Genomic DNA, 23,382 nt, shown 5'->3' with positions numbered 1-23,382 from the left:
GATGACCTTGATCAGGACGGCAACGGTTTGCGGCGAACCACGGGGGCCAGTCCAAGCTGCAGAAGGCCGTCCGATGGACACAAAGGGGAGATAGACTTATGAGAGAACAACTGAGTGTACTGGAAAAACGCGGAAATACCAACTGTTTCTCGGAAGCGAATTTCAACCATCTGCTCGTAACGATGAAGGACAGAACCTATCCGGAAGGAACCCATCTGTATTGGGAAGGAGATGTCTCTGACAAACTTTATTATATGAAACGGGGCCGTGCTCAGATCACCAAATCCACGGATGAAGGCAAGGAACTGATTATGTACATGTATCAATCCGGTGATATGATTGGGCAGGCTGATCCGTTCTTCGGATCGAAACACAGCTTTTCGGCGGAAGTGCTGGAGGATAGTGAGATCGGTGTACTGGAGCATAAAGACCTGGAGATGCTGATCTGCCAACACTGTGACTTTGCGATCGACTTTATGAAATGGATGGGTATCCATCACCGGTTAACCCAAACCAAATTCCGTGATCTGATGTTATATGGGAAACCAGGTGCACTCTGCTCCACGCTAATTCGATTGTCCAATTCCTACGGCGAACCCCATGGAGAGCATGTCATGATTCATAAAAAAATAACGCACACGGATCTGTCCAATATGATTGGAGCGACCCGTGAAAGTGTCAACCGCATGTTAAGCGATCTGCGTAAAAAAGACGCCATTGAATACGACAACGGCATGATTGTCATCAAGGATCTGCACATGCTCCAGGGCATCTGTCACTGTGAATTGTGTCCTAACGAGATTTGCCGAATTTGATTTGACGCTTTCCCCATCTTGTAAACATTTGATACGCAAATGAAAAAAGCCCATCTTCTATAACGAAGATTGGGCTTTTGTTATACTTAAGATACAGTAGTCAACTCAAGCTTTACTGCATCACGTGGATTCAATTTCATGTCCAAACCGTTTTCCATCAGTTCCTTATCATTCACCATGATCATCCAGCGTTGGTTCATCCGGGGAATTACATTTTCAACGGAAACGACGAACTTGTTGTTTTCCGACATTCTTACAATCCCACTGGACTTCAATACATCACGCACAGTACATTCCTGAACATACACCCCGGCATATTGACGATTGAGATTTGGCATAATATTTCCACCGCTCACCTTGAGTAATGTTGTTTGGTAAACAACATCGTCTCCCCCACTGTCAGCGGCTTTTACATATATGATCACTTCATCTTTGACATGAAGCTCCATGTCCCAATTTTCCGGGTCAATATCCTTGCCATTCAGTTTGACTGCCCAGCTAAGTGAGGAGTCCAGAGAAACTTCCCCCACGGATTGGATCCGCTTTCCATCTGCTGTAAAATCGACAAGCCCACTGTTCAACAGTGCTTTCTTGAGCGTCAGACCTTCACTAAAATCTCTCTTAATGGACTTCGTTGCGTCAGGCAAAAAAGTGCTGCCATCCACTGCCACAGTGATCGTATTCTGCGATTCGGTCTCTTTGACGATTGGCTGTTCGGAAGGCTGTGTCTCACTACAACCGGCTAATATAACCAGAATAAGCAGACATATACCTATGTAACCGGGGATTCTCTTCTTCATGTAGGTAACACCACCCTGCGTAAAATCATTCACCCTGTTGTCCATAACCTCTATTATGGCACAAAATTCATGCAAAAAAAGTGTCAATGCCGTTACTTTTCATCCAGTAGCGTCCATAACTGGTTTGTACAGCACAAAGAGCCTGCAAGCAGGCCCTTTGGCTCCTAATTATCTTTAAGGTCTATTGAATAGCATGGTTACTGGACACAAGCCTGCATGTAGGTACGGCCCCCGTCTCCATCCTTCAGATACGGATTGAGCCCAAAGAACTGTTCCTCCGACACATAAACACCTGTCAGCAAACGCCCTTCAAGTAATCCACCGTCCACCTGTACACAGAACGAAGGTGCATCCACATATTCCTGATAGAACGGAATCTGACCATATGAATGGTGTACCTTGGATACCTTGCCCTGCTCATGCAGCGGCCGTTCGGAGAAATAGGTAGGTACAATATAACGGGCAATCACATCCAGCTCCTGTACAGTGTAGAAGGTGTCATCACCCAGCCAAGGCGCGAACAGGCGGATCTTCTCATATTGTGACCATACAATCGCCTGAATCAGCATCTCCGCTTGAACAAAACGACCTTCGCCCACATCCAGATACACACGTTCTTCATGAAAGTTGGCTTCAGTCTGTGCTCCGATGGAATCGGGTTGTCTCAGTTCACATCCGATACATTTCCAGCCTCTTGCTGTCTGAATCCATTTTTGCAGTACCGCCGGAGCCATTACCTGACCATTGCTATTCGTGGAATGAGTCTTCTCTCCTGCAACATCATCCTTAACCGACGCGGAATATGAAGTTCGTTTAAATAGCTCCGCAGCTTTTTTGTAGATTAGATGTACCTGGATGGATGCGCTCTCAAGTTCTGCAATATCTTGCTTGCCGTAGCGTACTTCACGGGATAAGCTTTCTTCTCTCATGACAATTGGCCTCCTCGCTCCGGCCGCCTGCGGCCATTTTATTTACAATTATACTACAACTCGCGACAACATGTGCAGGACCGTGAAGACAAAAACTCCTGATTTCCACTGGAAACCAAGAGCCTTTATCCCAACAGTTCACTTAGTTTGAGCCGGGGAAGCTGTTACTACTCAACCCACTGCTCTGCCCAGTCTTGAATTTGATTCATAACAGGCTGTAGCGCCTTGCCTTTCTCTGTCAGTTCATATTCAATACGAACTGGCGTCTCCGGATAGACATGACGGATCAGAATTCCTTCGCTTTCCAGATCTTTCATCCGTTCTGACAACATCTTATCACTCATGGATGGTATCAGGTTGGAGATATCCTTGAATCGCTTCGAACCACTCATCAACGTTTGAATAATCAGACCGTTCCAGCGCTTACCCAGAAAAGAAAACGCCGTCTCAAAGCGCGGACACATCCGCAAATCTTGGCCTTCCACATTAATCACCTCTTTAGAGATCACTCAACTTACGTTTAGTTAGTATATTTCATAATAACATATTTAAGTCTCAAAGAAAACGTCTGCCGCTAAAAAGTTAATATTTTAAAGGCATAACTCAACTTCGATGATACAACTCAGTATACATCACATGGGACAACGGAACCATGGGAAAATATCGTCTAACTCCCATGTAGCTATCTTACCCAAAAAGAACCCCGCTGCCACAGTCATACATGACTTGGAGAAGGGTTCTCTGGTATATCGTTTATTTTATGCGTTCACACAGCCAATTTGCAGCTTAAACCAGCACGTTACCAAGTGATCTTACAGGTTCGCTGAAGCCAAATTCCGGCTTAACGTTGCGCGTAGGATATGCCCACTTCACTCCATTGCTGATCACTTTTAAAATTTCCGGATTATAGAAGGTCGGATAAGTTTCATGACCTGGACGGAAATAGAAGATTTTACCTGAACCGCGGAGGAATGTACATCCGCTCCGGAATACCTCTCCACCTTGGAAATTGCTTACAAACACCAGTTCATCCGGTACTGGAATATCGAAGAATTCCCCGTACATTTCTTCTTTTTCCAGAATTATCTTGCTGTTGATGCCCTCTGCAATCGGATGGGACGGATTCACACACCAGATAATCTCCTGCTCATTGGCTTCACGCCATTTCAGGTCACAACTTGTGCCCATCAGCGCTTTGAATGGCTTGGAGAAGTGACCGGAGTGCAGCACAATCAACCCCATACCATCAAGGACCCGCTGTGCAACCTTCTGTGTAATCTCGTCGCTCACACGATCATGCGCCATATGTCCCCACCATATAAGCACATCTGTAGAATTCAGCACCTCATCACTTAATCCATGTTCAGGCTGATCCAGTGTTGCAGTCCGAATGGCAAAGCCTTCGCCTCCCAGTCCGTTTGCCAAAGCCATATGCAAACCGTCCGGGTAGACTTCCCTTACTTCATCGTGAATTTTCTCATGGACAAATTCATTCCAAATGGTGACGTTAATCATATTCAATTTCCCCCTAGTGTAACTCTAAACCCACCACATATCTCCCAGCGGCTCTTCAATCAATACTTGTTGGAGATTTTGCACAGCTTTAGAGAATCCTTCTTCTACCGACATCAAACCATCTTCGTGTTCAATACTTACGACATAATCATATCCAACCAGACGCAGAGCGCTAATAATATCAGCCCAAGTCTTGTTATCGTGACCATAACCGACCGAGCGGAATTGCCAAGCACGATCAAGCATGTTTGTATAATCCTGCATATCTGTTACACCATATTTGTTCACGTTAATTGGATCAATAGTTGTATCTTTCGCATGGAAGTGATGAATCGCGCCTTCACGTCCCAGAATGTGGATTGCTTGCACCGGATCAATACCTTGCCACCACATGTGGCTTGGGTCCAAGTTAGCGCCAATCACTTCGCCTGCTGCTTCACGCAATCTCAGCAAGGTAGCTGGTGTATGCACCGAGAATCCACCGTGCAGTTCCAGTCCCACTTTCACATTGTGATCTGCAGCGAACTTGCCCCACTCTGTCCAGTAAGGGATAACTTTGTTGTCCCATTGCCATTTAAGAACTTCCTGGAAGTCATTCGGCCATGGTGCAACAGGCCAGTTCGGATATTTGGCATCCTCATGGTCTCCGGGACAACCGGAGAATGTGTTTACAACAGGCACTTCCAGTTTCTCAGCCAGTTCTACCGTCTTAACGAAATCATCGTGGAATCCTTTTGCAATATCCTTTTGTGGATGAAGCGGGTTACCGTGACAGCTCAATGCGCTGATAGTCAGGCCACGGGATTCTACTGCATTTTTGAAGTTTTTCAATGCTGTCGGATTGCTCAGAAGCTCATCCGGTTTACAATGTGCATTACCTGGATGTCCACCTGTTCCGATTTCTACTGCTTTCAAGCCCTTGGATGCAACATAGTCGAGTGCATCCTCCAATTTACGTCCTCCGAATAGTACCAAAAATACGCCGAGTTTCAAGTGCGATTCCTCCCTAGATTAAATATCATATTATTTGCTGGTTTTATGAACCATGAACTGCCTAAAATACCGTTCAGATCACATGATTGTATCGTTATTGTGGAAAATCAAGAGCTATTCTATCCTGAAATTAAACGTAAGAATACTGGTTATTTCATTGGAAATGATATCTGGTCGGTTTAGTCGAAATAAACCGCTTTGCCTGTCTGAGCAGACTCGTAGATCGCTTCAAGGATCTGAGTAACCACGATGGCTTGTTCAGGTTTTACAACTGGATCTTTGTCTTCAATGATCGCTTCAAGCCACATTCTAGCTTCACGATCCGCTTCATTTTCTGCACTACCAGAATAAAAAGCAACTCCACCTGCATCCAGATCTACCTTAGTTTCAAACAGACGGCTGCGTTTCTCGCCATTGATACGCAGACCATCCTTCATATCCGCGCCACCTTCTGTTCCGCAAAGCAGTGATTTGGCTTCGCCGAACTCAGCAACATTCAGTGCCCAGCTGGACTCGATAATAATTGTAGCCCCATTCTCCATCGTCACAAAGCCGAATGCAGAATCCTCTACCTTGAATTGTTCCGGGTCCCACGGACCAAAAGCATTGGCCGCATTCTCACGTTGACCCAGCTTGTGGAACGTTGAGCCCATTACACTCTTCGGTTTGTAATTATCCATCAACCAAAGAGTCAGGTCCAGCGCATGTGTACCGATATCAATCAACGGTCCTCCACCCTGCTTTTCCTCATCAAGAAACACACCCCAGGTAGGTACAGCACGGCGGCGAAGTGCAATTGCCTTGCCGAAATAAATATCGCCCAGCTCGCCTTCTTCACACATTTGTTTCAGGTATTGGCTATCATTGCGGAATCGGTTCTGATACGCAATGGACAACTTTTTGCCTGTACGTTGTGCGGCTTCCAGCATAGCCTGCGCTTGTGCAGACGTCTTCGCCATTGGCTTTTCACACATTACATGTTTGCCCGCCTCAAGAGAAGCGACCGTGATCACGGAGTGGGAGTCGTTTGGTGTACACACGTGTACCACATCAATGCTTTCATCCTTCAGCATCTCGTTATAATCCGTATATACTTTGGCTCCCTCAGCACCGAATTCAGCTGCTGCCTCCTCCGCACGTTCTTTCACAATGTCGCAGAAAGCGACCATACGGCCCTGAGATTGTTTGGACAGGCTGGGCATATGTTTACCTTTGGCGATTCCGCCACAACCTACGATGGCGATATTAAGTACTTTAGACATGAACAAGTCCTCCATTAGCGGCATATTTTCTAATCCAGTTCATACTGCTCTCGATGCTTTGCAGTGGAGGATTCTGACATACATCCTGCTCCACAACAAGCCACTCGGCTCCCGCCTGATCTGACGCTGTAGCTACAGCACCCAAATCTACCTCACCTTGGCCGAATTCCACAGTCAGGACTTGACCTTCTGAACGGCGCATGTCTTTCCAGTGGACCAGTGGCAGACGTCCCGCATACTTCGCGATGACTTCCGTTGGCGGGTATCCTGCGGCGTGAGCCCAACACGAATCCAACTCCACTTGCAGATGGGAAGCGGTTACGGTATCATACATCGCGTATAACGCCGGCTGCCCCTCAACCTGCTCTGTAAATTCAAAATCATGATTGTGATACATTAACACCATATCCTGCGCTGCACATTTCTCACCAATATCATTCAGGGAAGCAAATACGTTATCCCACTGCCTTTGTTCTTCCGACAGATAAGGGACAATCAGGTTTTTGTTTCCGATGGCTTTGTGATAAGCGATCACGCCATCAAGATCCTCAAGCAGACTATTGTACTGAACATGGGTTCCCACAATCTCCAGACCGAATTCATCCAGAATGGCCCTTACTTCTTCCGGGCTGTGCCCGTAAAAGTTATGGAACTCTACGCCTTGATATCCAAGCTCTGCAACCTTAGCGAGTGTACCTTTGAAATCGCGTTCCAGTTCATCACGTACCGTATATAGCTGTAATCCAACCTTCAACATTTACCGGTTCACCTCATCCGAGATCAATTAGTGTGACTGTACAGCCTCTGACTGATTTTCATCTGTATTGTTTTTTGCTCCTGCTTGATAAGTGCTCTCCATTTGGATGTGTTTGCCCTCAAGCGAGGAGCGCTGGAACGCATGCATAGCTTCAAGCACATGGTAGGCGAGCTTACCGCTGGCCTTGTGTTCGCGTCCGGCTCGAATGGATTCAACCATTTCGGTAACGCCGATTCCGCGCTCGTTCTGTCTGCTTTCAAAAGCAGGCGTCACAGTCTCCCATGTGTCCTGACCGAATCTGCGCAGCTTCACTTCCCCGTTAAAAAAGTTGGGATCCGGTATGCTCATCGTACCTTCGGTACCGTAGATTTCAATCCGTGGCAAATCCGAAGCACCCCGGATATCGAAGCTAGTGATCAATGTTGCAATGGCACCTTCCTCAAAATCAATCGTTCCTGCCAAGTGTGTTGGCGTCTGTACCTCAAGAGGTGTACCTTCCTTCGGCCCGGAACCAATAACGCGATCTGTGATCTGTACACCTGCTGAGGAACTGATTCTGCGAATCGGTCCAAGAAGGGTGATCAGCGCGGTCAAATAGTAAGGCCCCATATCGAACATCGGTCCGCCACCAGCGACATAAAAGAACTCCGGATTCGGATGCCAAGCTTCCGGCCCTCCACCCATGAAGAATGAAGTTGCCGCAATCGGTTTACCGATCAGTCCTTCTTCAATAGCCTTGCGGGCAGTCTGAATGCCTGATCCAAGGAATGTATCCGGTGCTGAACCAACGTACAATCCTTTTTCCTCAGCCAGTTCAATTACTTTGCGACCATCCTCAAGAGAAATTGCCAACGGTTTCTCGGCATACACATGTTTGCCTGCTTCAAGCACAGCCAGATCAGTCATGGCATGACTGCCAGGAACCGTGAGGTTTAGCACAAGCTCAATTTCGTTATCTTGCAGCAACTCATCTACATTGTAAACGTTTGCGATATTGAATTCATCAGCTCGTTCTTGTGCCCGTTCACGGATCAAATCCGCAACAGCCACCACTTCAATGAGAGGATTATCTTTAAAATTCTCAAGATAAATGGCGCTAATGTTACCGCAACCAATAATGCCCGCTTTCATTTTCTCCACAGTGATGTTCATCTCCTTATGAATGGTGAGAACCTGTAAATTTGCATATTTGTAATTGAAGGTTTTACGCTTAAGTGTTGCACTTGAATTTAATACTATGGTATTCCGTTTCGGCTTCAATTAAAATGAATAATATGATCGAAACATGAACTATCTGGTCATAATTTTCAAATTGCAAGGAGTATGCCAATGCCGACTGATTATTCCTGCCAGGTTCTTACAGCAGGCTTCTCGTTTCATCGCAAACCTTATATAGGCTTGCACCCTGAGGGAGTAAAGAATTACTTGTTGAGGCTCCAGACGGACGGACGTTGTCGAGCCCGTGTAGACGGCGAGATGTCGCTTGTTGATGCGGGTGATCTGCTTCTGTTTAGTCCAGATGAGCCCTATGAACTGAGAATAGACAAAGAGCAAAATCCGATGGGCGAACGACTTGTGGAGAGTGGTGATTACCATATTTTCTTCAATGGAGAATGGGTGGATGAGTGGTGGAAACATCACAAGAGGCCGAACCGGATCAAGGTGCAGCTAACCGAAAGCCTGCTTACCCTGTTTCGTCAGCTCGTACTGGAGCAGCGCCGTATTTCCAATCCTTACCCAGAAATCGCCAGTTATTATATGCGAATTCTTTGTCTTGAAGTGGATCGTATGCTCTCGGAGCATCCGACGATTACTAATACCAACTATGTGGCATATGAGATTAAAAGTTACATCGAGGAAAACGCTTCTTCTCTATTCAAGCTTGAAGATATAGCTACCCATATTGGAATCAGTGTATCAAGGGGAGTTCATCTCTTCAAAGAAGCGTTTGGTAAAAGTATTATGCAATATACACTGGATGTACGACTGAACATGGCCAGGGAACGGATCATTTTTAGTCCAATGACACTCGAACATGTAGCCGAATCTTCCGGCTTTAACAATTATACGTATTTCCACCGGGTATTCCGCTCCCGGTTCGGCATGTCGCCCAAAGAATTCCGCGTCATTCACCGGGAACAGATGTAATCGCTTCATTAATACGTATACGTATTATTCGTAACCGAAACTTATTTGCGCTTGGCAATCACCTCGGATACAACCATAGCCAGATCTTCATTGCCAAACATGGATAACACGCCCAATACAGTGTCGTCCGGAATGTCACCGGCTTCCTCCTTGGATACAACTAGCTTCAGCACCTGCTGCAAACGCTCGTTGCTCAGTTGTTCCGGGTAGGCTTGCTGGTACATCTCTTCCGGATCCAGTCCATGATTGACACACCACTGGGCAAATACCAGAATCATCATTTCCTCTTCCTGTTTATACGTCTCAATTACAGCTTCCTCAATCTGTTTGTTGCGTTCTTTTTCATATTCATCCATGGTATTATACTTCCTCCAATATCGTTTAATGAATCATTGGTGCGGAAGGCTTCATTCACACTCCCGCACGACCTTCTTCAAGATTAACCGCGAATAAGCTGTTCGGCCAGGTCATGACTGTCCATGACATGACTTGCACTGATGGCACAGTCATCCGGGGTTTCAAGATTTGCCAAGAATTGATCAATTGCTCCTGTGAATCCTCTTCGGGTCAAAATACTTTCCCAGCTGCCAAAGGTTTCCTTGCGTTCCTGTGCACCACGTTCCTCATACTTCGCTATTTCCATGTTCAGCACTTCTACCGATCTTCCCCCGCCATACAGCTCAATCTTCTCCAGATCCGCTCCTGCTTGGCGTACCATATCGAATCTGCCAAATGCCGTTCTGCCCAGCTTGGCTGAACCAGCCGCATGCAACAGTCGGTCCAGATCATTTTTACGTATCCACTGATGGAGCAGCTGCACATTGTGATCCGAATACCATAACATCAGGTCAAGGATATGAATCAGATCATCATAGATGGTTTCTGCAGCGGGACGATCCTGAATTCCTGTCCGATGTTTAGTAACTGTCAGCGATTCAAAACCCTGTCCAGCCTGCATCCATTCCTTCGCATTTTGATACAACGGTGCAAATCTCCGGTTAAAACCTACCGCCAAAAGAAGACCCTGTGCTTCAGCAAATGCGGTCATTTCTTCCGACTCCCGTAACGTATAGGACAGCGGTTTGTCCACGTATACTGCCAGCCCGCGCTCCAAACATTGCATAACGATGTCAAAATGAGCTTCTGTCGCTGTATGTACAAACACCGCATCCAGATCCCAGGACAACAATTCTTTTATGTCCGTTGTTCCATTGTTCAATCTATAGGTATACTGTATTTCCTTCACCGGCTCGGGAGAACGGTTCATAATCCCCGTAATTTCCACGTTAGCGTGGGCAGTCAACAGCGGCAAATATACTTTACGTGCAATATCCCCGAGTCCGATGATCGCAGCACGGGTTCGCTTGGTTGTTTCCATTATGATCATTCCACCTTCAGATGAGTTCTATATTTCTACGTCCTATAGTGTAACCCTTCAGACAGCAACATGCCAGTGATTGCAGCTAGAACCGGTACGAATTGTCCATCCTTTGGTTGAACGTGGTAAACTTTAGAGAGATAGCAATACGGATTGGGATACGGTAAGACCTTCCTGGTCTGAAAGGAGCGTTTGGGATTTTGCGAAAATGGTTATGGCTCCTCTTATATGTTTTAGTTGCCGGAGTCACGTTTATTTACAGATATGAACTACTGGCCTGGACCGATCTGCATCAGTCCATACCACTTTTACTCGCCATGGCGACGTTGTTTGCTCTTGTACCCGTAATTCCGTACAAAATCGTCATTATTGCCTTTGGCTACAGTTACGGCACTGCAACAGCAGCCTGGATATGCTGGCTTGGAACCACATTTGCTGCACTGCTGGTATACACCGGAGCAAGAACGATATTCCGAAATCAGGCCAGAACCTATCTCGAACGCATTCGGGGTTTAAATCGATTTACAACGTGGATGGAGGCTCATCCCTTCATGGGTATCATGTCTATGCGACTGTTGCCCATCGTGCCGCAAATGGCGGTTAATATCTATGCGGGCATTACCTACACCCCATTCTGGGTGTTCATGGTTGCGACAGCGATTGGCAAATTGCCTGCGATTTTTGTTTTTGCCTATGCGGGTGCACAAGCAGAATCATCAATCTGGGTGAGCCTGTTAATCCTTGCCGGTTATCTCGTGTTCATGACGATAATATTACTTTGGTTTCGCTTACGCTCTCGTAAAAAAGTCTAAGTCGGAACAGTCAGAAACATTTCAGACTCATCCTCTTTACGATCCTGCTTGGTTGGCTTGCCAATTCGGGATATAATAGAAGAGTAAGCCAAAATATCATTCTTCATCAGAAATGGAGTGACTATAGCATGGAACAACATACTAGTGAAAAAGCAACTTTTGCAGGCGGGTGCTTCTGGTGTATGGTATCCCCCTTCGAGGAACTACCCGGTATTCATAAGATTGTATCGGGATATACAGGAGGACATACGGAGAACCCAACATATGAGGAGGTCTGCTCGGAAACGACAGGTCACGTAGAGGCCGTTCAAATTACATTCGACCCTGCCATCTTCCCATATGAGAAACTCATTGAATTGTTCTGGCAACAGATCGACCCAACAGATACGGGTGGACAATTCCATGACCGTGGATCATCTTATCAGACAGCCATCTTCTATCATAGTGAAGAACAACGCCAGATCGCAGAAGCTTCCAAAGCAGCTTTGGCACAAAGCGGACGTTTTGACAAACCAATCTTCACACCGATTTTGCCAGCGAAAACGTTCTATGAAGCAGAGGAGCATCACCAAGGTTACCATCACAAAAACCCTGCGCACTACAAACGGTACCGTAAAGGTTCTGGACGTGAAGACTTTATCGAACGCAACTGGTCCGGCAAAGTGGATAAAGACGGCCTGAAGGAGCGTCTGACGCCGCTGCAATATGAAGTTACCCAAAACAACGCAACCGAACCAGCGTTCCATAACGAGTTCTGGGATCACCACGGTGACGGAATTTACGTCGACATCGTATCCGGTGAGCCATTGTTCAGTTCCACCGACAAATACGATTCAGGCTGCGGCTGGCCAAGCTTCACCCGTCCACTACGTGACTACAATGTGAAGGAAAAAACGGATCTCAGCCACTTCATGATTCGTACCGAAGTGAGAAGTCGTGAAGGGGATTCCCATCTGGGTCACCTGTTCAATGACGGCCCTGCCGAAGCTGGTGGAATGCGTTATTGCATCAATTCCGCAGCCCTTCGTTTTGTACCCAAAGAAGATCTTGAAAAAGAAGGATATGCCGAATACGCCGTACTTTTTAATTAAGTAATGGTTCATTGAAGTACGTATTTACGTATTTAAGAAGCGCTAGCGAATCGATCGCATCTTAAGAGGACAATTCACTTGGTATGCTAATTTTAACGAATTTCAGTCACGTTATTCCGGTGAAATTGCGGAACAGCCTGAGACAGCACATGTAAAGCGATGAAATAATGTCTCTACGACTCGTTAAACCGCAGACTTGAGGGAACTGGAGCTATTAACTTGTGCTCCGTTCGTTAGACATTAAGTAAGACTAAAAAAGGGACTTCCCGTCATCTTCATGACGCATGGGAAGTCCCCTTTTTATTTCTCTTTTTTTGTATATAGATTGGAATTAGCTTACATCATACTCACAATCCAGCCGATCCAGTAGGCAAATGGAATCAATAACAACTGAGCCAACAATGTGCCAAATAAACGGGATACAAGCATACAGCCATAGATCTGATTCATTCGATCCAGCCGGATTTCACCACGCAGAGATTTGTCACTGAGCAACGAAATGCGAGGATCAATCAGAATGGTTAACAGAATAGTTGCTACTCCATTAATGAGTCCTGTGGATTGCGAAGCAGCTACAGCCTGCCCCGGATAAAGATACGCAGCGTACAGACTGGACAGAACTCCAGTCGTATAGATCGCTGTCACCGCTATGTTCAACGTCATTAGACGTCTGGGCATTCCATTGTGTACCAATAGCTTTGCCATTTTCCATGATGGCGGAGTAATGTAATACATCGCATTTTTGAACTTGCTGCGCTTCAGCAGACCTCGAACCATGGAAGGAATCGATCCTGCCGCCTCAAAATGAACGACCATTCGGGAAGCGAGCTTGACCATCGTTGGAAAACTTAGAATAGCCAGGGCTGTCCCTACCGTAGCCGCACCCATTAGCCAGTGCAGCTGTGCTGCAAAGTGTGGGTTACCTCCATTCGTCGCAGTATCCACGAGATTACCTACCATCGGCCCTTGGGCCATATTGGAGGTACGCGACACCAGCAGCAAAATTCCGGACAGGGACAAGGCCAGCGCGATTCTGCGAGTACGTAATCCCCCAAGGCGCAGCGCATAGGACAGACTGTCAGCGGCATGAATAAGCATCGTAAACAACATAGGAATGGCTAGGCTCAAACTAAACATATGTAAATCTCCTTATCTTTTTCTAATGAGCTTCTATTGTAATTTCAAGTATGGAAGCATTATACTCCTCATCCACATAAAAGTATAGAAAAGGGCAGAGAAGCTAAACAGTAGAATGCACCAAAACTACAGCGTATGCTTCAAGGTTCTCCACAATAATCGTTTATTCATCCGGGTACAGGGTAATATACAAATAACTTATATTGTACAGGAGGGAATCAATATGCCGTGGAACAAACAGGATTATCCCGTTTCCATGAAAAATCTGGAGCCTCGTGTCAGACATAAGGCCATTGAAATTGCCAATGCACTGCTGGATGACGGTTATGAGGAAGGACGCTCCATTGCGATCGCTACTGCCAAAGCGGAAGAATGGGATGAGAACCATCCCACATCGAAGCATTCGAAGCAGGGTACGAAACAACCTTCATCAGACAGCAAATCAGAACATGGAAAATCTTCATCTCCACGCCGTCATTCCGAACCTGTCACTTCTTCCAAAAGCCATGATAATATTCATGTGGTTCCTACCGACTCTGGCTGGGCCATCAAGGAAGAAGGTCAATCCAAATCTCTGGCTACGTTCCGAACCAAAGCCGAAGCTGTGGATGCTGCCAAAGAAAAGAGTGAAAAACAGAACATTCGGGCTATTATCCATAATGAAGATGGACAAATTGCCTCTTCCATTAAGCCTTAAGTGAATCTGTTCTAAAATAGGATATATCGTGAATGTATTACGTTAATTTTTTTAGGCAAGCAAAAAAGCCCTTTCGCCGCTAATGGAATGATTCCCATCAAGCATGCAAAAGGGCTTTGTGTGTGGTATGAGGCAAGCCCACCTTATTCAAACAACTTTCATTTCGAATAGGGTGGTCGTTACGTTTAATGCGAAACCCCTCTAGCCACTGGAACTCGTTGTGAAGCACCGCTGACTACTTTGGCTGCAGTCGACACGGGCAGTTTCACAGCTGAGGTCGTAACCGTCCGGCGAGCCGGGAAACTGACCATGTACGTAATCACTTTACTGGCAATCCATACGGCCAGAATGGTATATAAAGTTTCTTTTACCGGTAGAAAGAAAAGCGACAATCCGAGTACAAACGCATCGCTGACAAAGAAAACCGTTCCCAGCTTCCAGCCCTTCCAACGGCTAATGAGCACCGCCAGAATGTCATCTCCACCTGTCGCTCCTCCGAATCGTAGCACCATGCCAGCTCCCACGCCGGTAATAACACCGGACAGGACTGCCGGAATCCACAGATTACCATGAAACGGAATGACCAGGGTAGAGTACCGCTCAAACCCGTCATAGAACAATGAGAATGCGGCCACACCCAGCAGCGCCTGAATCATGAATTTCCAGCCCTTGAGGAACCAGGCCAGAATCATGACTGGAATATCCAGCAGTAGCATGCCGATTGCAGGTGATAAGCCTGTCGCGTACTTTCCAAGCAGGGCCAGACCGACAAATCCGCCCTCCGATAAATGATTCTGAAAATTAATGTGATAGTAGGCAAATGCCAAAATAAATGTTCCGAGCAGCATAATGGCGAACTTTCCCGCCTCTGTCTTAACTTGTTGTAAGGTTAACGATGTTCTCTTCATTCAGGTTCCCTCGCAGTTTGTAAAGGTTGGTTTGCACCGACCGTACCCTGCAAAAGGCAAGCCTGGAAGAAATCATCGTATTTGTCCTTCGAATATTATTCATTCCAATCCCCTCTTTCGCAGAGTCAGCCGTTTTTTTCTTTACGGTGGTGTACTCTACAAGGGGCGCTAAGTGTAAGAGAGATCGTAACGTTTCCAGATCGTCCTTGGGGAGATTATCCTTCGGGAACTCATGGTATCCTGATCCTTTCTGTCTGTTGGTGGTTAGCTATGCTTGGTTAAACGAATTGAAATATTACACTATTCACAAAGTCGAACGTCTGATATCACACTTAACCCACTTCGATTGCAGAACCCTCTTTCGATCGCTGTTATCCACGAATTTTTCTGATCCCATATTTCAAAGGGGAAAATTCGTTGATAAAGGCGAGCGCTTCGCTTCTACAGACTGGTTCTGCACTCTTCGTTCCTGTGTGAATGTAAGTTCAACATGATTCAAAACGTGTAATCGTTCATTCTGCTTAAACACCAAAGCTAACTTGCTTGTTCTTCTATTATATAACACCGATGTGATTGGGTCGAAACAGCAGACCCTTCAAATATGCGCAAAAAGCACACTCTGGCCTGCATAAGCCGTCAAACAGCCACACCAGGACAAGCTTCTCTAACTAATGGTGCTACCTGCTCCTTCATTCTATGACTGAAGCTTCCAAATATAACTATCCAGTCACCCAACTGTGACAATTTGGGTCCATTTTTTATTTTTCCGCGGATTTTAAAGGAATCATTTCCCTCTTGCACATACACTATAGCAAATGTAATCGGCTTATCTTGGTCCAGCTAAACGTTTCCAGACTTACTCTGCTGTTTATGGTATAATATAACAATTGATTCCCACTACCCGTTTAAGCGAGGCGGATTAATGAAAACGTTAAAGCCAAGAGTCTTTATTGGCTGCTCGCTGGAAGCGAAGCCGATTGCAGCCGCAGTACACGAAAACTTGCGTTTCTCGGCCGAAGTTACCCCTTGGTACTCCGGAGTTTTTAATCCAAGCAGTTATACCATGGACGATTTGGAAACAGAAGTGCGTACGACTGACTTTGCCATTTTTATTTTTCATCCGGATGATATATCGAAAATTCGCGGGAAGTACTATGCCTCTGTCCGTGATAATACAATGCTGGAAATGGGTTTGTTTATGGGTCGGCTAGGACGAAAGCGTATTTTTTTCATTCTCCCTGAAGATATTACGGACATCAAAGACGCTTCCAAGATCGAAGGTTTACGCATGCCTACAGACCTCCTGGGATTAAATCCACTGGTTTATGAAATTCGTTCAGACGGGAAATGGGCGCCAGCCGTCTCGGTGGCCTGTTCCAAAATCGCAAACAGCATCGAAGAACAGGGACGATGGAGCGATCCCGAAGTGGAAAAAATCATCGAGAAACATAAAAGGTCTGAGGGCGAAGCCCGATTACAGTTGCTCAAGCTACTGCGATTCTTCAGGGAGTTACTGCGTACCCGCAAAGCAGATTCGGTGATGTTGGAGCGAATGAGCGATGCACTTCGAAGTGCATTTGTATCCCTTCCTCCATTTGCCGTGCGTGGAACTGCCATATACCGTACAGATGACAGTGGTCATATTGAACAATTATGTGGTAATGTTGGGGAACCGGGGAGAAAATATAACTTGTCCGCCAACGACGACAAACAGCCTGATGATCCGAAGCGAATTCTGGTTATTGATTCTTACCGGGAGAACAAAATCAAGATCAATCTCTACGACGACTACCTTGAGAAAGAGTATCTGCTATGCTATCCTGTAGCCAAGAGGTATGTAATCACAGTCCATATTATTGGACATATTGAAGCGGATGAGGCGATATTTCAGCAGATGGATTTGGAGAATCGTCATCTGTTCAACGCCATCAACGATTTGTTAGGAGGCGAACCGGAATGAAACCGGAAACGAAAAAAATAAGCAAGCGCTGGGGCAGCGAGAAAAAGGTACGCCTCAGTTCTGCGCCCGAATCATCACGACCGGTTCCGGAACCCAAGGAAGAAGATCGTTTCCACAAACCGGCCGTACCGCTGACTACGATTGGCCCTTCACTGAAGGGTAAAGAAAGACCTTACAAAGTGATTCTGGAAAAAGAGGCTCTTTATGAGAAGCCTCAGTATCTGGCTTAACCGCTTTATGCTCATATACAACTCTGCCGTCTGGTTCGGCAGATCATCTCTGGCCCCGCCGCCCAAGGCAGGGGCTTTTTTGTTGCAACACCTTGGCAATTCTTCATAACCTTCCCCAATCAACGAACCAAAAGCTCTTCATCTCTTCCTCTGATGCATTAAGTCGTTTTCTTATGCCCTTAGGTTTCCTGCAAAACCCAAATATTATACCTTATTTTGGAGATGGCCTGTCCCTATTTCACCGCCTACAACCTCAACATCAATCGCATACGGACTACTTCCAATATTTCTCGGTTGTATTATGTATCATCATTGCATATATTGATTATAATATAAGAACATACGTTCTGTAAATAAGAACATGTCCGAATTCAAGGTTAAGGAAGTGAAAGTATGTCATCATCCCCTTCCGCCCCATCCCCTGCGGATGAAGACCACCGATTGATTAAAAGCATGGTTGTACGCACCCTGCTGCTGGATGTGCTTGAACGGGATATTCGCACACTGGATACGTTGCAGCTCAAAATGCCAGAGGTGTACATTCTGTCTCTAACCCGCATTCAAAATGATGTACTTAAGGAAATGCTGACGCTTCGCAAACAGATGAGAACTCGTGGCGTTAAGGTTCTGGAGGAGAAACGGCAAGTTGATGGAATCGAAACCCAGTATCTGTGCAGAGGATATTTGCAGCGATTCTATATGCTATGGACGTTCGCACGGAATGAAGTCAAAAAAGAGCTTAGTCGGCATTTGGATATGGACTTGACCCAGCCGTTATAGCTGATTCATCTGCTTAATGTACCCGTCATCGCTTGAATTCACAATTCTTAGTCCACTTAGTTCGCTTACTCCTCAGAATCCTCACCCTTCTGCCTAATCGAAACAGGTTGACCCCGGAAGGCTGCGTTCATTAAGATGGAATAGACTTGTCTGTACATTCCGTTCAGACTTGTAATGAAAATGGATTCCTATAAGCAACAAACCTGCCTGCCATTAACGGCGGACAGACTTGTTCATTGGAATTGCTTTCAACGTCTTATCAATCAAGGAGTTGTACTTCATGGACTTGAATTCGCATTTAATTAAAAATCAAAAACCCGCACATACAGGCATTGCCGCAGATGTTACCGAACTGATCGGCCAGACACCTGCCGTTAAACTGAACAGACTTACAGGTAGCGATTCCGCTGACGTATACGTCAAGCTGGAATATTTCAACCCCAGCGGCAGCGTCAAAGACCGTGCCGCCTATAACCTGATCGTTCAGGCTGAACGGGCAGGGCTGCTGCTTCCAGGCGCAACCATTATCGAACCAACCAGCGGCAATACCGGCATCGGTCTGGCGATGAATGCTGCTGCCAAAGGATATAAGGCCATTCTGATCATGCCGGACAACATGTCCAAGGAACGCATCAATATCCTGAAAGCCTATGGTGCAGATGTCGTACTTACCCCTGCTGCGGAACGAATGCCTGGTGCGATTCGTAAGGCCAAAGAACTGCAGGCCGACATTCCAGGAAGTTTCATTCCCCAGCAATTCGAGAACCAGGCGAACCCGAACATCCACCGGATCACCACGGCTCCCGAAATTTTGCAGCAGATGGAAGGCAAGCTGGACGCCTTTATCGCAACGGCGGGAACAGGCGGTACCATCACCGGAACGGGAGAAGAACTGCGCAAGCAGCTGCCGGATATTCGTATCTATGCGGTAGAGCCAAAAGGTTCTCCGGTGCTGTCCGGGGGCGAGCCCGGACCCCACAAGCTCGTCGGTACAAGTCCGGGGTTTATTCCGGACATTCTGAATACCGACGTGTGGGATGCCATTATCCAGGTGTCCGATGAGGATGCACTGGATACGATGCGGCAGCTTGCTGCCCGGGAAGGGCTGCTGCTCGGCCCTTCCTCTGGCGCTTCGGTGTGGGCCTCCCTTCGCATCGCGAAGGAACTGGGGCCGGGACACCGGGTGCTCTGCATTGCGCCCGATACCGGGGAACGGTATTTGAGCATGGGTATTTTTTAACAAAGAAAACTCTTGCACAAGTCAAAGGCTCCCCTCCAAAATGAGCGCTTGATCACAGCCGGACGTTGAATCCGTAGCGTACAAGTACTTATTCTGGAACGGGAGCCAGTTAAATTAAATATTCTAAATATGAATGTGAACTAGTGAGTCAGGGTTGTCCATTCTACACCTTCGGGAAGCAGAGCCGCAATGCGGTCTTTGGCTTCCTTTTTGCTGTACAACGATTCATCGAGAATCGCGGCGGTACCCGAATCACTGCTGGTCCGAATCAAACGTCCCAGACCTTGCTTCACGCGCAGCAACATGTATGGAAGATCGATCTCTTCATAAGGTGCAGCTGACGCTGTACGTTTTGCATTAAATACAGGGTCCTGTGGTGGATACGGGAGCGACCAGATCATGACATTGGATAATGACGGTCCTGGAACGTCCAGACCTTCCCACAGATTGACGGAGCATAGCACACTTTCCTCATCCTCCTGGAAAGCGGCAATCAGGTCACTAATTTCCCGATCTCCCTCATACATAAAACGTAACCCTTGAGCCTCAGGGACATGAACAATGTCCTGCTTGAATGCACGCAGTTCTTCCATCGTACGGAATAGAATCAGGGCACGACCCCCACTCTCCTGAAGCAGCGTCACGGCGTCACGCAACCGATTTTCGTTTTCCGGGTGACCAGGTACAGTTTCATCTGTAATCTTCATCTGCATTTTGTCCGCGTAGTCATATGGGGAAGCCACGGAGAACGATACAAAATCATCAATGCCCAGGCTGTCCGCCACATAACGGAATGAACTGTCCACAGATAACGTCGCAGAGGAGAACACGATTGGAATACCTGTGTTGAACACACGCTCGTTCAGAATTTCCTTCACGGTACGCGGCATGATCGATAAGGTTATCTCGTCTTCGCTCTCTTCAGCCCAACAGATGTATCCATCTTCCTTACGGAACAACGCAAGTGCAGACTGAATCATGTCCAAATGTTCTTCCACGACACGCATCTGATAGCCATCCAGCGAGAACAATCCGCTCTCAAATACCAATTCTTCGCCGATCGCATCCAATACGCTGGTCAGTCGTTCAATCTCACGCAGCAGCGGCGGTTCTACCCGCACTTCTTTCCGTTCCGATCCGGGAATGGCTACCGTATACGTATCCAGCAGCGCGAACAATCGTTCACTGCTCTCAATCGCTTCATCCACACGCTCGGCGAGGGATTCACGAATCTCACCTTCGAGCAGGCGAGTGACGAGTTCCTCGAAGATGCGGTGTTTCAATTTGTAGCTCAGTGCGTTCAGGGCTGCTTCTTCCAGCAAATGTCCTTCATCAAATACAACTGAGCTGTGATCAGGCAGCAGGGGCAGTTGGCCCTCGCGTTTGCGCGCATCATACGTCCACACATGCTCCATGTAATAATCATGGGAACAGATGATGATGTCTTTGGAACGACGGTAATGGTCACGCGACAGCGTCAGGCCGCAACGTTGACGTTTTGGACAAACAAAACAATCCTGGAACGGGTCCCAGTTGATTTTGTTCCACTGACGATCATTCAGATGTGGATACTGTTTGCGGTCACCATACGGATGGAAGGCCTGAAGTGTACCCGGCGTATTCACAAAATCTGGCAGACTCTCATGTACTTCTTCAATAACAGGCGCATCTTCATCCGCAAATCGCATCGCACTTAGTTTGTTCAGACAGACGTATTGGTCCGGTGATTTGCCCAGACGTGCGTCCACTTCCAAGTCCAGATGTGCAGCCAGCTTGGCAATATCTCCGCCGGGCTTCACAAGCTGTTCAATCAAGGACTCATCGGCACAGGCGATCACTGCCGGTTTGCCCGTATAACGTGCATAACAGACCGCGTAGAGCAGATAGACTAACGTCTTGCCTGTTCCGACACCGGCCTCAGCCATAATGGTCTTTTTATCTCCATAGGCCCGTTCGAGCTGGTACGCCATAAAAATCTGTTCATCCCGTACCTCGAAGCCGAACTCTGGCAAAATATCGTAAAAAACATCGGCGACCCATTCTCCCAGACGGGATACAAAAGGTTCAGCCGGATCATATGCAAAAGGATAACGTTGTGTAGACAATCCTAGGTCAGCCTCCATTCTTAGACGCGGTCCTCTTTCATTTTTCCGTTCAAAAAAGGCCGCAGGGCAAAAGTTAATTATCTCACGCGATGAAGCGGGTGACAAGCTTTTTTTACGAGATTATTTGCGAGGTTTAATGTATAGAACCAATTTTCAGGGAAAATATATACAGGAATCCACTTTAAGGAAAGGCGGTGCTCCACTCCATGAATCATCAGTCTTCACAACCAGAGCATTCCTCAGACAAATCAGCTGAGACATTAACGGATCGACAAGGGCATCCCATTACGGACAATCAGAATGTACGAACCGTTGGCAACCGGGGACCGACTACGCTGGAGAACTATCATTTTCTCGAAAAAATTACTCACTTCGACCGCGAACGTATTCCGGAACGTGTGGTCCATGCCCGCGGTGCTGGCGCTCATGGCATATTTGAAGCGTATGGAACAGCCGGGAGTGAACCAGTATCGAAGTACACACGTGCACGTCTATTTCAGGAAAAAGGCAAACAAACGCCCGTTTTCGTTCGCTTCTCTACCGTTATACATGGCGGACATTCACCGGAGACACTGCGGGACCCGCGCGGATTTGCTGTAAAATTCTATACCGAAGATGGCAACTGGGATCTGGTGGGTAACAATCTGAAAATCTTTTTCATTCGCGACCCGCTCAAATTCCCGGATATGGTACATGCCTTCAAGCCCGATCCGTTAACCAATGCACAGGATATGGAGCGGTTTTTCGATTTTGTCTCGCTAAGTCCTGAAGCTACCCATATGGTGACATTCCTCTTCTCTCCATGGGGCATTCCAGCGAATTATCGGCAGATGCAAGGGTCGGGTGTCAATACATATAAATGGGTCAACCAAGACGGCATGGGTGTGCTCATTAAATATCACTGGGAACCGCTCAATCAAGGCATACGCAACCTGCTGCAAAAAGATGCCAGCGAGATTCAGGGCCAGAATTTCAACCATGCGACATTGGATCTGTATCACGCCATTGAACAAGGGAACTATCCCGAATGGGAGCTGTGCGTTCAGGTGATGGAAGATGGCGAGCATCCAGAACTGGACTTTGACCCGCTAGACCCAACCAAGCTGTGGCCGCAGGATCAGTTTCCTTTTCTACCCGTTGGCAAAATGACGTTGAACCGTAATCCCGAGGATTATTTCAATGAAGTGGAGCAAGTGGCATTTGGTACAGGTGTCTTGGTGGACGGGCTGGATTTCTCAGATGACAAACTGCTGCAAGGGCGCACCTTCTCCTATTCGGATACCCAGCGTCACCGGGTGGGTGCAAACTACCTGCAATTGCCTGTAAATGCACCGAAGAACCGGGTTGCGACGAACCAGAGCGGCGGGCAGATGCAGTATCAAGTGGATCGTGCACCGGGTCAGAATCCGCATGTGAACTACGAGCCTTCGTCGCTCGGTGGGTTAAAAGAAGCAACCCCACGTGGCAAGGATCATGAACCACTGGTGGAAGGTCGACTTGTCCGCGAGAAGATTGAGCGAACTAATGACTTTGGACAAGCGGGGGATACGTATCGGGCATTCGAAGATTGGGAGCGAGATGAGTTGATCAGCAATATGGTTGGCGCGTTGGCACAATGCAAACCAGATATCCGGGAGCGCATGATCTCTTACTTCACCCAAGCGGATGCGGATTACGGTCGACGCGTCTCTGAAGGGTTGGCCTCTGTTCCAACCGATGATAGCGCAACGGTCCAACCGAAACATGAACCAAGCGTGGAGCAAGCAGAGAAACGCAGTCGTGAGACGGACGGATATTAAAATAGCTGGACAGCGTTTAGACTGAT

The 23,382-nt window shown here is 47.0% G+C and carries 23 protein-coding genes; 10 read left to right on the top strand and 13 right to left on the bottom strand.

Annotated features, from left to right (window positions below):
• Positions 1-98 precede the first annotated feature (98 nt).
• Complete coding sequence (locus tag MHB84_RS23135; RefSeq protein ID WP_076291848.1) at positions 99-815, top strand: Crp/Fnr family transcriptional regulator; 717 nt, start codon at positions 99-101, stop codon at positions 813-815.
• Positions 816-901: 86 nt separating this feature from the next.
• On the opposite strand, the gene MHB84_RS23130 is transcribed toward MHB84_RS23135, so the two are convergent.
• The 8 genes from MHB84_RS23130 to MHB84_RS23095 all read right to left on the bottom strand — a co-directional run bounded on the left by MHB84_RS23130 (position 902) and on the right by MHB84_RS23095 (position 8,211).
• Positions 902-1,615: a hypothetical protein gene (locus tag MHB84_RS23130; protein ID WP_063565665.1), complete on the bottom strand. Its 714-nt coding sequence runs from the start codon at positions 1,613-1,615 to the stop codon at positions 902-904.
• Between the two features lie 197 nt (positions 1,616-1,812).
• Complete coding sequence (locus MHB84_RS23125) at positions 1,813-2,544, bottom strand: hypothetical protein (RefSeq protein ID WP_076291847.1); 732 nt, start codon at positions 2,542-2,544, stop codon at positions 1,813-1,815.
• Positions 2,545-2,711: 167 nt separating this feature from the next.
• Entirely contained in the window at positions 2,712-3,008 is a 297-nt protein-coding gene (locus tag MHB84_RS23120) for a winged helix-turn-helix transcriptional regulator (protein ID WP_148661829.1), read from the bottom strand.
• 322 nt (positions 3,009-3,330) lie between these two features.
• The gene (locus MHB84_RS23115) at positions 3,331-4,059 is read right to left on the bottom strand and encodes a ThuA domain-containing protein (protein ID WP_076291846.1); all 729 of its coding nucleotides are present in this window, start codon (positions 4,057-4,059) and stop codon (positions 3,331-3,333) included.
• Positions 4,060-4,083: 24 nt separating this feature from the next.
• Positions 4,084-5,052 (bottom strand): sugar phosphate isomerase/epimerase family protein, encoded by a 969-nt coding sequence (locus MHB84_RS23110; RefSeq protein ID WP_024631039.1) that lies wholly within the window; start codon positions 5,050-5,052, stop codon positions 4,084-4,086.
• Between the two features lie 179 nt (positions 5,053-5,231).
• Entirely contained in the window at positions 5,232-6,314 is a 1,083-nt protein-coding gene (locus MHB84_RS23105; protein WP_076291845.1) for a Gfo/Idh/MocA family protein, read from the bottom strand.
• Entirely contained in the window at positions 6,307-7,071 is a 765-nt protein-coding gene (locus tag MHB84_RS23100; RefSeq protein ID WP_076291844.1) for a sugar phosphate isomerase/epimerase family protein, read from the bottom strand. Before MHB84_RS23100 ends, MHB84_RS23105 begins: the two co-directional genes overlap by 8 nt.
• Before the next feature lie 27 nt (positions 7,072-7,098).
• A complete protein-coding gene (locus MHB84_RS23095) occupies positions 7,099-8,211 on the bottom strand; it encodes a Gfo/Idh/MocA family protein (protein WP_076291843.1) in 1,113 nt (370 codons plus the stop codon).
• Positions 8,212-8,400: 189 nt separating this feature from the next.
• Between MHB84_RS23095 and MHB84_RS23090 the strand changes: the two genes are divergently transcribed.
• Positions 8,401-9,219: an AraC family transcriptional regulator gene (locus MHB84_RS23090; protein WP_076291842.1), complete on the top strand. Its 819-nt coding sequence runs from the start codon at positions 8,401-8,403 to the stop codon at positions 9,217-9,219.
• Positions 9,220-9,260: 41 nt separating this feature from the next.
• On the opposite strand, the gene MHB84_RS23085 is transcribed toward MHB84_RS23090, so the two are convergent.
• A complete protein-coding gene (locus tag MHB84_RS23085; RefSeq protein ID WP_076291841.1) occupies positions 9,261-9,575 on the bottom strand; it encodes a hypothetical protein in 315 nt (104 codons plus the stop codon).
• Between the two features lie 83 nt (positions 9,576-9,658).
• On the bottom strand, positions 9,659-10,597 hold the full coding sequence (locus MHB84_RS23080; protein WP_076291840.1) for a Gfo/Idh/MocA family protein: 939 nt from the start codon (positions 10,595-10,597) through the stop codon (positions 9,659-9,661).
• A 200-nt stretch (positions 10,598-10,797) separates the two neighbouring features.
• On the opposite strand from MHB84_RS23080, the gene MHB84_RS23075 reads away from it, so the two are divergent.
• A complete protein-coding gene (locus MHB84_RS23075; protein ID WP_076291839.1) occupies positions 10,798-11,409 on the top strand; it encodes a TVP38/TMEM64 family protein in 612 nt (203 codons plus the stop codon).
• 128 nt (positions 11,410-11,537) lie between these two features.
• A complete protein-coding gene (gene msrA, locus MHB84_RS23070) occupies positions 11,538-12,500 on the top strand; it encodes a peptide-methionine (S)-S-oxide reductase MsrA (RefSeq protein ID WP_076291838.1) in 963 nt (320 codons plus the stop codon).
• A gap of 336 nt (positions 12,501-12,836) precedes the next feature.
• On the opposite strand, the gene MHB84_RS23065 is transcribed toward msrA, so the two are convergent.
• The gene (locus MHB84_RS23065) at positions 12,837-13,637 is read right to left on the bottom strand and encodes a lipid II flippase Amj family protein (RefSeq protein WP_076291837.1); all 801 of its coding nucleotides are present in this window, start codon (positions 13,635-13,637) and stop codon (positions 12,837-12,839) included.
• 223 nt (positions 13,638-13,860) lie between these two features.
• On the opposite strand from MHB84_RS23065, the gene MHB84_RS23060 reads away from it, so the two are divergent.
• Positions 13,861-14,334, top strand: a complete 474-nt coding sequence (locus tag MHB84_RS23060) for a DUF2188 domain-containing protein (protein WP_076291836.1) — start codon at positions 13,861-13,863, stop codon at positions 14,332-14,334.
• Positions 14,335-14,519: 185 nt separating this feature from the next.
• Here the strand turns inward: MHB84_RS23060 and MHB84_RS23055 are convergent, their stop codons facing one another.
• Entirely contained in the window at positions 14,520-15,242 is a 723-nt protein-coding gene (locus MHB84_RS23055) for a YitT family protein (RefSeq protein WP_076291835.1), read from the bottom strand.
• Between the two features lie 922 nt (positions 15,243-16,164).
• Here MHB84_RS23055 and MHB84_RS23050 point away from each other — a divergent pair.
• The 4 genes from MHB84_RS23050 to cysK all read left to right on the top strand — a co-directional run bounded on the left by MHB84_RS23050 (position 16,165) and on the right by cysK (position 19,452).
• Complete coding sequence (locus tag MHB84_RS23050) at positions 16,165-17,202, top strand: nucleotide-binding protein (protein WP_076291834.1); 1,038 nt, start codon at positions 16,165-16,167, stop codon at positions 17,200-17,202.
• The gene (locus MHB84_RS23045; protein WP_064636670.1) at positions 17,199-17,432 is read left to right on the top strand and encodes a hypothetical protein; all 234 of its coding nucleotides are present in this window, start codon (positions 17,199-17,201) and stop codon (positions 17,430-17,432) included. Before MHB84_RS23050 ends, MHB84_RS23045 begins: the two co-directional genes overlap by 4 nt.
• A gap of 393 nt (positions 17,433-17,825) precedes the next feature.
• Positions 17,826-18,212 (top strand): hypothetical protein, encoded by a 387-nt coding sequence (locus tag MHB84_RS23040; protein ID WP_064636668.1) that lies wholly within the window; start codon positions 17,826-17,828, stop codon positions 18,210-18,212.
• 280 nt (positions 18,213-18,492) lie between these two features.
• Entirely contained in the window at positions 18,493-19,452 is a 960-nt protein-coding gene (gene cysK / locus MHB84_RS23035) for a cysteine synthase A (RefSeq protein WP_218642266.1), read from the top strand.
• 140 nt (positions 19,453-19,592) lie between these two features.
• Here the strand turns inward: cysK and MHB84_RS23030 are convergent, their stop codons facing one another.
• Entirely contained in the window at positions 19,593-21,575 is a 1,983-nt protein-coding gene (locus MHB84_RS23030) for an ATP-dependent DNA helicase (RefSeq protein WP_076291833.1), read from the bottom strand.
• 188 nt (positions 21,576-21,763) lie between these two features.
• Between MHB84_RS23030 and MHB84_RS23025 the strand changes: the two genes are divergently transcribed.
• Complete coding sequence (locus MHB84_RS23025; RefSeq protein ID WP_076291832.1) at positions 21,764-23,356, top strand: catalase; 1,593 nt, start codon at positions 21,764-21,766, stop codon at positions 23,354-23,356.
• The last annotated feature ends 26 nt before the right edge of the window (positions 23,357-23,382 follow it).

Origin of the sequence: Paenibacillus sp. FSL F4-0087 (assembly GCF_038020215.1) — a bacterium.
Lineage (GTDB): Bacteria > Bacillota > Bacilli > Paenibacillales > Paenibacillaceae > Paenibacillus > Paenibacillus taichungensis.
The sequence above is the reverse complement of the archived record's forward strand: the minus strand, read 5'-3'. Positions and strand labels throughout refer to the sequence as shown.